Origin of the sequence: Nocardioides dubius, from assembly GCF_039528155.1 — a bacterium.
Taxonomy (GTDB): Bacteria; Actinomycetota; Actinomycetes; order Propionibacteriales; family Nocardioidaceae; genus Nocardioides; species Nocardioides dubius.
In genome coordinates, this window is the sequence record NZ_BAAALG010000007.1 from 15290 (window position 1) to 27938 (window position 12649).

General features: G+C 69.5%; 12 protein-coding genes. 5 read left to right on the top strand and 7 right to left on the bottom strand.

The window, feature by feature from the left end; translation table 11 throughout:
* The 4 genes from ABD151_RS08885 to ABD151_RS08900 all read right to left on the bottom strand — a co-directional run.
* The coding region (locus ABD151_RS08885) for an acyl-CoA dehydrogenase family protein (RefSeq protein ID WP_343993435.1) at positions 1–1187 on the bottom strand (1187 nt) is incomplete at its 3' end.
* 149 nt (positions 1188–1336) lie between these two features.
* Entirely contained in the window at positions 1337–2710 is a 1374-nt protein-coding gene (locus ABD151_RS08890; RefSeq protein WP_343993437.1) for a phospholipase D-like domain-containing protein, read from the bottom strand.
* Positions 2707–3822: a hypothetical protein gene (locus ABD151_RS08895; RefSeq protein WP_343993439.1), complete on the bottom strand. Its 1116-nt coding sequence runs from the start codon at positions 3820–3822 to the stop codon at positions 2707–2709. The genes ABD151_RS08890 and ABD151_RS08895 overlap by 4 nt, the downstream gene beginning before the upstream one ends.
* A gap of 4 nt (positions 3823–3826) precedes the next feature.
* A complete protein-coding gene (locus ABD151_RS08900; protein ID WP_343993441.1) occupies positions 3827–4924 on the bottom strand; it encodes a hypothetical protein in 1098 nt (365 codons plus the stop codon).
* 189 nt (positions 4925–5113) lie between these two features.
* Between ABD151_RS08900 and ABD151_RS08905 the strand changes: the two genes are divergently transcribed.
* Positions 5114–7069, top strand: coding sequence for an alkaline phosphatase family protein (locus ABD151_RS08905; protein WP_343993443.1), 1956 nt, complete (start codon positions 5114–5116; stop codon positions 7067–7069).
* Between the two features lie 27 nt (positions 7070–7096).
* On the opposite strand, the gene ABD151_RS08910 is transcribed toward ABD151_RS08905, so the two are convergent.
* Together ABD151_RS08910 and ABD151_RS08915 are read right to left on the bottom strand one after the other, a co-directional pair.
* Positions 7097–7354 (bottom strand): DUF6752 domain-containing protein, encoded by a 258-nt coding sequence (locus tag ABD151_RS08910; protein ID WP_343993445.1) that lies wholly within the window; start codon positions 7352–7354, stop codon positions 7097–7099.
* Positions 7351–8916: a methyltransferase domain-containing protein gene (locus ABD151_RS08915; RefSeq protein ID WP_343993447.1), complete on the bottom strand. Its 1566-nt coding sequence runs from the start codon at positions 8914–8916 to the stop codon at positions 7351–7353. Before ABD151_RS08915 ends, ABD151_RS08910 begins: the two co-directional genes overlap by 4 nt.
* Positions 8917–8980: 64 nt before the next feature.
* Between ABD151_RS08915 and ABD151_RS08920 the strand changes: the two genes are divergently transcribed.
* The 4 genes from ABD151_RS08920 to ABD151_RS08935 are packed head-to-tail and all read left to right on the top strand — an operon-like array spanning position 8981 to position 12271.
* On the top strand, positions 8981–10237 hold the full coding sequence (locus tag ABD151_RS08920) for a magnesium transporter MgtE N-terminal domain-containing protein (protein WP_343993449.1): 1257 nt from the start codon (positions 8981–8983) through the stop codon (positions 10235–10237).
* Complete coding sequence (locus ABD151_RS08925; RefSeq protein WP_343993451.1) at positions 10230–10763, top strand: DUF1003 domain-containing protein; 534 nt, start codon at positions 10230–10232, stop codon at positions 10761–10763. The genes ABD151_RS08920 and ABD151_RS08925 overlap by 8 nt, the downstream gene beginning before the upstream one ends.
* An 11-nt stretch (positions 10764–10774) precedes the next feature.
* Complete coding sequence (locus ABD151_RS08930; protein WP_343993453.1) at positions 10775–11938, top strand: Mrp/NBP35 family ATP-binding protein; 1164 nt, start codon at positions 10775–10777, stop codon at positions 11936–11938.
* Positions 11939–11941: 3 nt separating this feature from the next.
* A complete protein-coding gene (locus ABD151_RS08935) occupies positions 11942–12271 on the top strand; it encodes a sec-independent translocase (RefSeq protein WP_343993455.1) in 330 nt (109 codons plus the stop codon).
* Here ABD151_RS08935 and ABD151_RS08940 read toward each other — a convergent pair.
* Positions 12250–12649, bottom strand: a 400-nt coding sequence (locus ABD151_RS08940) for a hypothetical protein (RefSeq protein ID WP_343993457.1), incomplete at its 5' end; no start/stop codon positions are given. The two genes, ABD151_RS08935 and ABD151_RS08940, sit on opposite strands and share 22 nt — an antisense overlap.

The following is a 12649-nucleotide window of genomic DNA, read 5'->3' on the forward strand; positions in this document are numbered from 1 at the left end:
TGGTAGTCCTTGAGCAGGGACTTGCCGATGATCATCTTCTGGATGTCGCTGGTGCCCTCGCCGATCAGCATGAACTTGACCTCGCGCATGATCCGCTCGATCTCGTACTCCTTGGAGTAGCCGTAGCCGCCGTGGATCCGGAAGGAGTCCTCGACGACCTCGTTGGCGTACTCGGAGGCGACCATCTTGGCCATGCCGGCCTCGACGTCCATCCGGCGACCGGTGTCCTTGAGCCGGGCGGCGCGGACCATCATGTTGTGCGCGGTCTCGACCTTGGTGGCCATCTCGGCGATCCGGAACAGCACCGCCTGGTGCTCGGCGATCGGCTTGCCGAAGGTGTGTCGCTGCTGGGCGTAGGAGATGCCGAGCTCGAAGCCCCGCCAGGCCAGGCCGCAGGCGCGCGCCGCCACGTTGACCCGGCCGACCTCGACGCCGTCCATCATCTGGAAGAAGCCCTTGCCCGGCTCCCCGCCCAGGATCTGCTCGGCGGCGATCTGGTGACCCTCGAAGATCATCTCCGTGGTGTCGATGCCCTTGTAGCCCATCTTCTCGATCTTGCCCGGCACCGTGATGCCCTGGGCGACCTCACCGAAGCCGGGGGTCTTCTCGACCAGGAAGGTGGTCATGTTCTTGTAGACCGAGGAGGCGCCCTCGTCGGTCTTGGTGAGCACGGCGACCAGGGTCGAGGAGCCACCGTTGGTCAGCCACATCTTCTGGCCGGTGATCGCATACGAGCCGTCGTCGTTCTTGACGGCCTTCGTCGCCACGGCGGAGACGTCCGAGCCCAGGCCCGGCTCCGACATCGAGAACGCGCCGCGCACCTCGCCGGTGGCCATCCGCGGCAGGTACTTCTGCTTCTGCTCCTCGGTGCCGTGCTTCATCAGCATGTAGGCCACGATGAAGTGGGTGTTGATGACACCCGAGACGCTCATCCAGCCGCGAGCGATCTCCTCCACGCAGAGCGCGTAGGTGAGCAGGGACTCGCCGAGGCCGCCGTACTCCTCCGGGATCATGATGCCGAAGATGCCGAGCTCCTTGAGCCCCTCGACGATCTCGGTCGGGTACTCGTCGGCGTGCTCCAGCTCCTGGGCGACCGGAATGATCTTCTCCTCGACGAACTGTCGCACCGTCTTCAGGATCTCCTCCTGAATGTCGGTCAGCCCCTCGGTCTGGCACAGTCTGCCCATCGGACACCTTCCTCATCTCACCCGCGCGGTCACAGGTGGTCGCTTCACGGAATGTTAGTGATGGTTAACCGATGCGCACGACCCCCCGCCCAAGTGAGACAAGCCACACTCGAACGGAGGGTCGTGGGGAGACAGCGCCTCGGGACCGATCAGCCCTCTTCCCAGGCCGGGCCGCCCGGCTTCGGGAACGTCTCCTGCTGCTGCGGCGCCATCCGCAGGTTGGTGCCGTTGGAGAGCGTGGAGTTGCGGCCGTAGTCGATGTACTTCGCCAGGTGCGAGCGGTACTTCCAGATGTAGTTGAAGTTCTTGTGGTACGTCCGGAGCACGCCGTCGCCCTTGATCCGGAAGATCAGCTCATCGCCGCGCATCCCGGAGTTGGCCCAGTTGCTGGAGCCGGTCCAGGTGTAGCGGGCCTTGGTGTCGCCGTTCCAGTTGCCGGCGATGGTGAGCATCTTCTCGTGGCCGTAGAGGTCGATCAGCTCGTCGAGGTCGGTGTCGTAGCCGTTGATGTGCACCGGCAAGGCACCGCGCTTGGTCTTGGTCGCGAAGATCTTGCGCACCGGCGCGCTGGCCATGCCGTACATGACCTTGACGTCGCATCCCTGCGCGTAGAGGTCGCGGGTCTTGGCCGCCAGCCACTCGCCGCGCTTGGTGTGCCAGGCGTGCATGTGGATCCGGATCATGGTCCGGCCCTTCACGCCGGCCGGCGCACCGTAGGCACCGGTGCACTTGACCCGGTTGAGCACCTTCATCATCGGGTCGTTGCGCTTGTTGAACCCGTTGAACGGCATCACCTGGAGCTGGTAGCGCTTGCCCAGGTCGACCTTGTAATAGGGGTTCTTGACCTTCTTGTCCTTGCGCATCTGGTTGAACAGCGTGACGAAGTGCTTGTGCACCGTCGCGTTGTCCTTCATCACGTAGAGGTCGTTCCACTGGTTGATCGCGGCGTTGGCGGTCAGGTTGGTGGAGCCCAGCATCGTGACGTTCTCAGCGCCGCCGGTCTTGCTGAACAAGAAGAACTTGGAGTGCAGGTTCTCGAAGCCGCTGCGGCAGCCGAAGGTGCACCGGTAGGCGAAGTTGCGCTTCTTGCGCGACTTCCCGATCTGCTTGTACATCTTGTACATCGCGGAGTTCTGCTGATGGTTGTTCATCAGGATCTGCACGCGCACGCCACGCTTGCGGGCCCGGATCAGTGCGTCCGCGACCGGCATCCGGTCGAAGGAGAAGACCGAGATCCGGATGTACTCGCCCTTCGGCGTGTGGTTGATCGCGGCGACGATCTGCCGCTCGATCGTCCACTGCTGGGCGAGGTCGGTGCCTCGCGGGATGTTGAAGAACGCGCCCGTGGGCGGCTCCCACTTCTTCTTCTTCTTCTTGGCAGCGACAGGTGCCGCCTTGACGGCGGGTGCGCTGGCGGCTGCCGCCGTCACGCCGGTCTGGGTGACGTCGGCCTGTGCCGGAATCGACAGTGCCCCCGTCATGACCATCGTCGCCACCGTTGCCCCCACGGCGATGAACTTCACGTCCGATCCTTCCCGAATCTGATCAGCCTTCGCCAGCACCTTACATGCAGGGGCGGTATCGACTGCTCGGCGATTTGGTCCCAGAGACCAAAGCGCTCGCGGTTGCGTTCGCGGACGTCGGTGAGCATTGTGGCGATAGTCTGAGTTGTCACCGCGAGCATCTCGCCCTCGGTGACGTCGCGGGGATGCCGCAGGTCAGGCAGGGCCACCTCGGGCACCAGGTCGGCGAGGTCGCCGCGGACGTCGTAGTCGGCGCCCTCGAGGATCTGCACCGCATGCTGCGCCTTGGCGACCAGCCGGTTCCAGCGCTTCTCGCTCGGCCGGAACCGCTCGCGCTCGTTCGGCATCACCGTGCTGGCCAGATAGGTCCTGATCCACCGGCTCCGGTCGCCCGCGGTGTCGAAGTCCTCCAGCCGCATGTTGATCCGGCGCAGCGCCTCGATCTCGACCACCCCGAGGCTGACGTTGACCGCCTCCTCGGGCGCGGGCAGCTCCGCCGGGGCGACGTCCAGCATCTCCAGGAACCGCTCCCAGATGTCGGCGGTCCGGCCGGCCCCTGCGCGCATCGGCAGGATGTGGATCCGCTCCGCAGGCACCACCTGCGACCAGCGCTCCAGGACGTCGGCCAGGTCGAAGGCCGCCCAGCCCCATTCGTCGTGCGGATCGAAGGCGGCCTTGCCGGGGAATCCCTCGATCCCCCGCTGCCCGCCGTTCTTGACCCACTCCTGCCACAGCGACGGCGCCAGCTCGGTGAGCACCCGCGCGGTGATCACCACGTGCAGCTCCAGCTCGCCCACCGAGTCTGCCGCCCGCTGGATGTGCTCCACCGCGGCGGGAGCGAAGAACTCGTGGCTGATCACGGCCGCGTGACCGTCCCACTCCCTCGCCTCGTCGACGAGGTCCTGCCAGGGGGTGGAGACGTCGCCGGCCCGGCGCGCGAGCTTGGGGTCGTCACGCAGGTCGAGGGAGGCGATCAGGTGCCGGCGGCGATGACGCCCCGGCACCAGCACGCCACGGCGTCCCAGCTCCTCCTTGTGCATCCACAGGCCGTCCTGGAGGAACGTGGTGCCGGTCTTGAGCAGACCGATGTGCAGGTAGAGCCGTCGCGTCATCGGATCACGTCCACTGGTAGGCCTGGCGCATCCGATGCGCCGTCGCGTGCACGAGGTCGTCGAGCGCCAGCCCGGCCGGCACCGGCTCTCCGCCGGTGCAGAACGCCCAGGCCGCCTCGGCCGAGCGCCGGACCTCGTCGAGGTCGGGGGCCGCGCTGTGCCGGGGCACCTCGGCGTCCGAGGCGAGGTCCGGCAGATCCACCAGGTCGCCGACCCAACGGTGCGGCCCGTCGCCGAGCAGCGCGCGCAGCTCCGCGTTGCGGCGCGCCGCATAGCGGGCGGTGCGGCGGTCCAGCGCCGGCTTGCCCTCGCTCGCCCGCAACGGCGCCAGCGCCTGGTTGATCAGGGGGCGCATGTGGTGGCGGTAGCTGACCGGTCGCACGTCGCTGAGGTCGTCGTTGACCCGGCGCAGGAAGTCGCAGCTGGCGTAGCCGACCGAGGAGTTGTCCTTGGTCTGCGAGAGGTCCACCTCGATCGGGGGCAGGTTCGCCGCCTCCAGGAAGCGTCGCCAGAGCAGGTCGCGCGGTGCTTCAGGGCCGGGAACCGTGACCAGGTGGATGCGGTCGGCCGGGACCACGGTGCGCCAGCGCTCCAGGATCGTCTCGATGTCCTGGGCGCGGTGGAACGTGTGCGCGGCCTGTCCGCCGCGGCGGTTGAGCAGGCTGGGCACGATCCGGCGCTGGTAGCGCGACCAGTCGTCGGTGCCGAAGTTGCGCACGTAGGTCTGCCACTGCGCCGGGATCACCCGGAACATGTCGCGCACGGTGAGCACGACCTCGACCTCGACGTCGGCCAGCGGCTCGAAGAACGCCGCCAGGTGCCGGGCCCGCGCGAAGCTCAGGAACTCCATCGAGACGACGCCGGTGCGCACCGCCGGGTCGTCGAGCTCGGCGAGGAGCGCGTTCCACCGCTTGCGGTTGGCCTTGGGCTTCTTGGGCAGGTTCAGGACGTCGCGCACCGCGAGCGACTGGACGCCGAACCGGCCACCGAGGAAGCGCACGCCGGCCTCGGCCAGCGGCGCCGCATTCGTGTTGAAGACCGACTGCAGGAAGGTCGTGCCGGTCTTCATCGCACCGATGTGGAGTACGAGACGCTCAGCCATCTTCACCCTTTGAGCTTGATCCCCGGAACGTAGTCATAGACCGAGGCACTTTACCGATCGAAACCCCGTTTCCCCGCTTCGACACGCAGCGGACGCCAAGTTTCTGACGACTCACCTGTCACACACGCCACTTCTGCACCTACACTGGGGCGCGTCCGCAGCACGGTCACCGTTGTCTGGAGTCATCTGATGCGCCTGTCCACCTCCCCGAGCACCGCGCACCTGCCTGGCGCGCGCCGCACCCGGCGCTGGCTGGCCGCCGCGGCCGCGCTGACGCTGGCAGTCGGCCTGAGCGCGACCGCGCCGAGTGCGGGCGCCAAGGAGAACGTGACCACCCCGGCCGACACGGCCACCCAGTTCCGGATCGCCTCCTTCAACATCCTGGGCGCCGGCCACACCGACAACGGATCCGGCCGCAAGGGCTTCGAGAAGTCCGCGGTGCGGATGGGCTACACCGTCCAGCTGCTGCAGCAGTACAACCTCAGCGTGGCCGGGCTCCAGGAGTTCCAGGCGCCGCAGTACCAGGAGCTGCTGCGCCGCACCGGTGACACCTACGGGATCTATCCCGGCGCCACCTTCGGCGCCTCCTCGGCCCCGATGCACAACTCGATCATCTGGCGCAAGAGCGAGTGGCAGCTCGTCGAGGCCCGCACCCAGTCGATCCCCTACGGCTTCAAGAACGTCAACGGCCAGCGGGTGGTCAGCCGGATCCAGATGCCGGTGATCAAGCTGCAGCGGCTCACCACCGGACAGCAGGTCTGGGTCAGCAACTTCCACAACGCCGCCGACTACCTCGGCGGGTTCACCGCGAAGGACCGCAAGCAGGGCATCCCCCAGCAGCACCGCAACGAGGCGCGCGCCCTGCAGATCAAGCTGATCAAGAGCCTCCGCGCTGCGGAGCCCTCGATCCCGGTCTTCATGACCGGCGACATGAACGAGACCAGCAACTACTTCTGCGACGTCGCCAAGAGCGCCTCGGTGCAGGCCGCCGGGCCGGGCGGGATCACCTCCGCCGGCAAGTGCGCGCCGCCCAAGCCGATCGGCGTCGACTGGGTCTTCGGCACCAAGGACGTCTCCTTCTCCGGCCACCAGCGACTGCGCACCGCGCTCGTCGCCAAGGCCACCGACCACCCGCTGGTGATCAGCGACGTCAACGTCGCGCCGATCCGCCTGCAGAGCACGCCGATCCGGCGGGTCGTGGCGATCTCGGTCGAGGGCCTGCGCCCCGGGATGATCAAGAAGATGGGCGCCAAGATGCCGCACCTCAACCGGATGGTCGCCGGCGGCGCCTCGACGATGCGTGCCCACACCGCCACCGAGTCCACCGCCACCCTGGCCAACCAGGCCTCGATCGTGACCGGACGCCGGGTCTCCGCCTCCTCCGGCGGCCACGGGGTTCGCGCCGAGAAGCTGAAGAGCACCGTGCACGGCGCGGCGGGACGCTACACCTCCAGCATCTTCGACATCGCCCGCAACAACGGCCGCTCCACCGCCGCCTACACCGACTCGGCGGCCGGGTACCGGCTGCTCGCCTCCTGGGGCGCGAAGAGCGGCGGCAGCGACCCCCAGGGCCTGGACGCCGGGCGCAACAAGTTCAACGTGCGCACCTACAGCGCCAAGCCCGACAAGCTGATCAAGGCCGCCCGCGCCAAGCTCTCCGGCTCGCCGGCGCAGCTGACCTACCTGCAGCTGACCGGTCCGGACACCGCCGGCCACAAGTACGGCTTCACCAGCAAGCGCTACCGCACCGCCCTGATCGACGCCGACCGCCGGGTCGGCCGGATCATCTCGCTGGTCTCGAGCCGCTCCGCACTGCGCGGCAGCACGCTGGTCGTGCTCACCTCCAGCAACGGAGGCAGCGGACGCTCGCACAGCAACGCGAAGAGCCGCGCGAACCACACCGTGCCGTTCATCGTCTGGGGTCCGAGCCTCGGCATTCCGGCCGGCTCGGACCTCTTCGCCCTCAACCCGCAGCTGACCGCCTCGGCCGACCAGCTCGGCTGGTCGACGCCGACGATCCGCAACGCCTCGCTGGCCAACGTGGTCACCAGCGCGCTGCGGCTGCCGTCGGTGCCGGGCAGCTCGACAGGATGGAAGCAGGATCTGTCCTGGACCGTCCGGCCGGTGCCGAGCGCCGGCAGCTGAGGGCGCCCGGTCGCAGGCGCCGCCCGGTCAGCCCAACTGGTCGGAGTACTTGGTGACCAGCGCGGCGAGCTTCTCCTCGTCGCGCTGGGCGACCGGAAGCAGCAGCTCCTGCACGAGATCGGTCAGCTCGGCCAGGCGCAGGTTGAGCTGACGGCACTCCTGCACCTCAGCCTCGAGCTCGCTGACCCGGGCAGCCAGGCGCACCATGTCGACCCGTGCGCCACCGGCCTGCTTCACCTTGGCGCGACCCCGGGAGACGACGCTGCGCAGGTCACTGATCTTCACGGCCACTCAACCACCATTCGACACACACGGATGCGCCCACCGGTGCGGGGGGCGTCAGCACCGAGCACCGCGCTGGTGTCGGTGTCGTACTCGGTCACGTCGAGCACGTCGGCTCCACGCTCCTTGACCTCGCGCCGGACCCGCTGCGCACGCAGCGGCCGGAGCAGGCGAACCTTCTCGGCGCCCTCGGACGGCACCACGAACTCGACGACCGTGCGGCCGCCGTCACGGGTGAGCATCTCGGCCATCCGCCAGAAGTGCTCACGCCCGGCAACGGTCGTGGTGTCCAGGAAGTGGCGACCGATCACCAGCCGCGGTCCGGGATCGCGAGCGATCCGGGCCGCCCACGCCAGCGTCTGGCGCAGCTCGAGCAGGTTGACCCGCTCGTAGCGGGCCGGCAGGCCCTGCTCCTCGGCCAGCGCCGCGGCATGCGCGAAGCTGCGCGGCGAGTAGTCCAGGCCGAGTGCGGGCACGCCCTGCTGGGCGAAGTGATGCACCGCGGCGCCGTTCCCGCAGCCGATGTCGACCACCTGGGCCGGCCGGTCCAGGCTCTCAGCGGCCCAGCGGGTGAGCGCGTCCGGCGTCAGGTCGGCGCGGCCCTCGCGCTCGGCCTTGGACCAGACCCGGTCCCAGTTGTCGCGACCCACCCGGGTGCCGCGGAACCAGCCGTTGAGACGGCGGTGCGTGCTCTCGGGGGTCTCGAAGTGGTAGGCCGGGTCCGGCACCCGCCAGCTCGGGCCGTAGGTGGCGCTGAGGAACTTGTCGGTATCGGCCGGGGCGGGCAGCTCGCGCCCCTCCAGCGTGGTGGTGCCCAGCGGGAAGATCCACTCCCGCTTGAACGGGGTGCGGATCTCGCCCATCAGCACCAGGTGCTCGTCGTCGGTGAGGAACCCGCCGAAGACGTCCAGGCCCCGCACCGAGCCGTCGGCCTCGGCGACGTCGACCTTGAAGGCCGCACCGCTGTAGCGGGTGATCTCGTAGCCCATCTCGCTGAGCCGGCGCTGCAGCCGGAACGACTCGCGGACGACGTCGACCGGCTTGGTGTGGTCGCTGACGTAGCCGATGTCGGCGTCGCTGTCGTGACCGATCAGCTTGCCGCCGCGCACCGCGCCGAGCAGGGTGCCGTAGGCCGGGAAGGCGTCGATGCCGGCCTTGCGCAGGGCATCGAGCACCTCCTCGATCGAGTCGAGCAGCGGCGCCACGTGCTCGGAGCTGCGGGTGTCGAAGGTCTGCGCGAGCCGGTTCGACTTGTCCAGCCCGAGCGGCTTGCCGTCCTCGGTCTCCACCTTGATCCGTTGGGCGCCCTTGCCGCCCAGCGCGACCTCGCCGGTGAAGAGGACGTCGCCGGTGGCGTGCTCGACCAGCCCGATCTCGACGGTGCCGTCGAGGAAGCGGCGCAGCGCCGGGGGCCACTCGACGAAGCTGTCAGGGCCGCGCGACTCGCCGTCGCGAATCAGCCAGAAGGACCAGATCCGGCGGCCGTCGAAGACGACGTCGAGCACCAGCTCCTTGTCCGCAGGTGCGGTGATCCCGTTGTCGTCGATGCGGACCCTCGTGCTCACCGCGCCGAGACTACCGGAGCGGCTGCACCCGGGAGCGCACGCAGGCCCGATAACCTTCTGAGTTGTGAGCTCCACCCCCTCCCGCGTCTTCGTGGCCCGCCTGGTCGGGCTGCCGATCTTCGACCCCCAAGGCGACCAGGTCGGCAAGGTCCGCGACCTCGTCGTCTCCTTGTGGAGCGGGGCCACGCAACCACGGGTGCTCGGCCTGGTGGCGGAGGTCTTCGGCCGCCGCCGGATCTTCGTGCCGATGACCCGGATCACCCACTTCGACAGCGGGCAGGTCTACACCACCGGCCTGCTGAACATGCGCCGCTTCGAACAGCGTCCCACCGAGGCACTGGTGATGGGCGAGCTGCTCGATCGCACCGTCGGCATCCGCGGCACCGAGGTCCGCGGCACCATCTACGACGTGGCGATGGAGCAGGCCCGCAACCGGGACTGGGTGATCAGCCGGGTGGCCGTGGTCGAGCCCGGACGCGGCTTCCGCCGACGTGGGCAGACCCACGTGGTCGAGTGGACCGAGATCGAGGACCACTCCACCCGGCACGCCGACCAGGCCGCCACCCAGCTGCTGGCCAAGATCAACGAGATGCGGCCCGCCGACGCCGCCAACCTGATCCACGACCTGCCGAAGAACCGCCGCACCGCGGTCGTCGCGGCCCTCGACGACGAGCGGCTGGCCGACGTCCTGGAGGAGCTGCCCGAGGAGGACCAGGTCGAGATCCTCGGCGACCTCGACTCCGAGCGCGCCGCCGACGTCCTGGAGGAGATGTCTCCCGACGACGCCGCCGACCTGATCGCGGACCTCCCGCCGGAGACCGCCGCCGAGCTGCTCGAGCTGATGGAGCCCGAGGACGCCGAGGACGTCAAGCGGCTGCTCTCCTACGCCGACCAGACCGCCGGCGCGATGATGGCCATCGAGCCGGTGATCCTCTCCCCCGACGCCACCATCGCCGACGCACTGGCACGGGTGCGCAACCCCGACCTTACCACCTCGCTGGCGGCCCTGGTCTACGTCTGCCGCGCGCCCCTGGAGCCGCCGACCGGCCGGCTGCTCGGCGTCGCGCACATCCAGCGGCTGCTCCGCGAGCCGCCGTCCACGCTGGTGGCCGGCGCCCTGGACGCCGACCTGGACCCGCTGCGCCCCGAGATGGGCATCGACGAGGTGGCCGCGCATCTGGCGCGCTACAACCTGGTCGCCGCCCCCGTCGTCGACCCGGACGGTCGCCTGCTCGGCGCCGTCACCGTCGACGACCTGCTCGACCACATGCTGCCGGAGAACTGGCGCGAGGCGAACCGCCCGGGAGGTGAGCATGGCTGAGACCCGACGTCCTCGGCTCGACGTTCCGCGCGAGTCGCGCCGGCCGCTGTTGCGCCGTCCCAGCTACGACTCGGAGACGATCGGCGTCTTCGCCGAGCAGTTCGCGCGGTTCATGGGCACCGCGAAGTTCCTGCTGTACATGACCCTGTTCGTGCTGGTCTGGGTGCTGTGGAACTGGCTCGCGCCCGACCAGGCGTGGGACCCGTACCCGTTCATCTTCCTGACCCTGATGCTCAGCCTGCAGGCCTCCTACGCGGCACCGCTGATCCTGCTCGCGCAGAACCGGCAGGAGATGCGCGACAAGGTGATCGCCGAGCAGGACCGCCAGGCGAACGCCCGCGCGCACGCCGACATGGAGTTCCTGGCCCGCGAGGTCGCGTCCCTGCGGATGGCGGTCGGTGAGGTGGCCACCCGCGACTTCGTGCGCTCGGAGCTGCGCAGTCTGCTCGCCGAGCTCGACGAACGGGCCGCGCACGCCGATGAGACCGATCAGCCCGAATCGGGTGGATCACCCGCCACGACGTAGAGTTGACGCTCATGAGCACCCCCACCCTCGAGCAGGTCAACGCGGCCCTGGCCACGGTGAACGACCCCGAGATCAAGCGGCCCATCACCGAGCTGGGCATGGTCGACCGCGTCGAGATCGGCGCCGACGGCACCGTCTCCCTCACCGTGCTGCTGACCGTGGCCGGCTGCCCGCTCAAGGACACGATCAACCGCGACGTCACCGCCGCCGTCTCCCGGGTCGCCGGCGTCACCGGTGTCGACCTGCAGCTCGGCGTGATGAGCGACGAGCAGCGCTCCGCGATGCGCGACACGCTCCGCGGCGGTCAGGCGCAGCGCGAGATCACCTTCGCGCAGCCGGGATCGCTCACCAAGGTCTACGCGATCGCCTCCGGCAAGGGGGGCGTCGGCAAGTCGTCGGTCACCGTGAACCTCGCGCTGGCGCTCGCCGGCCAGGGGCTCAAGGTCGGCATCGTGGACGCCGACATCTACGGCCACTCGATCCCGGCGATGCTCGGCGTGGCCGACATGCGGCCCACCCAGGTCGACGACCTGATCATGCCGGTGCCGACCGAGTCCGGCGTCTCGGTGATCTCGATCGGCATGCTGAAGCCGCGCCGCGACCAGGTCGTCGCCTGGCGTGGCCCGATGCTCGACCGGGCCCTGGTGCAGATGCTCGCCGACGTCTACTGGGGCGACCTCGACGCTCTGGTCCTGGACCTTCCTCCGGGCACCGGCGACATGGCGATCTCGCTGGGCCAGCACCTGCCCAACGCCGAGTTCGTGGTGGTCACCACCCCGCAGGAGGCTGCCGCCGAGGTGGCCGAGCGGGCCGGCACGATGGCCTCGATGATGCACCAGCGGGTGATCGGCGTCGTGGAGAACATGAGCTACCTGCCCTGCCCGCACTGCGAGGCCGAGGGCAAGGAGCACCGCCTGGAGATCTTCGGCAGCGGCGGCGGCGCCCGGGTCGCGCAGACCCTGTCGCAGCGCTTCGGCTACGACGTCCCGGTGCTCGGCACCATCCCGATCGACGTCGCTCTGCGCGAGGGCGGCGACGCGGGCGCACCGATCGTGACCACCGCACCGCAGAGCCCGGCCGGAGCCGAGTTCCTCAAGATCGCCTCGACCATCTCCGGTCGCGGCCGAGGCCTGGCCGGCATGCAGCTCGGCCTGACCCCTGCCAACAGGTTCTGACCCATGTTCGGGGTCGGCCTGACCGAGATGGCGGTCATCGCCGTGGTGGCCGTTCTGGTCTTCGGGCCGGACCGGCTGCCCGACCTTGCTCGCCAGGCCGGCCGGATGGCGCGCCAGCTGCGCAACCTGGCCAACTCCGCGCGCGACGACCTGCGCAACGAGCTCGGACCTGAGTACGCCGACCTCGAGCTGCGCGACCTCGACCCGCGGACCCTGGTGCGCAAGCACATCCTGGAGGCGATGGACGAGGAGGAGGACGAGGCTCGTCCGACCGGCAAGAGCCGCGCCCTGGCCGCCAACGAGCTGCCGCCCTACGATTCCGAGGCCACCTGAGCCACCGCCGAGATCGCCGCGAACGGGACCAGCAGGGGCCCGCGGCGATGCCCCGTGGCCAACTCGGCGAAGTCGCTGCCGATCCGCCGCCAGTGGCCCTCCACCCGCGTGCCGTCGGCGAGCACCACCTGCGCCGCGGCGTCGTCGTCGGCCATCCGGCGCAGCACCGAGCCCACCCCGAGCCGCGCCGTCCGGGGCCAGGCGGCCTCGGCCACCGCATGCGCGGGAGCACCGTCGCACCACAGCACGGCCGAGGTGAGCACCACCCAGACCCGCTCCCCCGTGCGCAGCAACAGCCAGCTCGCGGCGACCGCCGCCAGCTGCCCGCGCAGCGCTCCCGCGCCCCGGACGCCGAGACTCAGCTCGGCGCCGGCGGGC

Coding starts and splice junctions, on each gene's coding strand:
- ABD151_RS08895 (WP_343993439.1), bottom strand. CDS start 3,822: ATGACGCGACGGCTCTACCTGCACATCGGTCTGCTCAAGACCGGCACC.
- ABD151_RS08900 (WP_343993441.1), bottom strand. CDS start 4,924: ATGGCTGAGCGTCTCGTACTCCACATCGGTGCGATGAAGACCGGCACG.
- ABD151_RS08905 (WP_343993443.1), top strand. CDS start 5,114: ATGCGCCTGTCCACCTCCCCGAGCACCGCGCACCTGCCTGGCGCGCGC.
- ABD151_RS08925 (WP_343993451.1), top strand. CDS start 10,230: ATGGCTGAGACCCGACGTCCTCGGCTCGACGTTCCGCGCGAGTCGCGC.
- ABD151_RS08930 (WP_343993453.1), top strand. CDS start 10,775: ATGAGCACCCCCACCCTCGAGCAGGTCAACGCGGCCCTGGCCACGGTG.
- ABD151_RS08935 (WP_343993455.1), top strand. CDS start 11,942: ATGTTCGGGGTCGGCCTGACCGAGATGGCGGTCATCGCCGTGGTGGCC.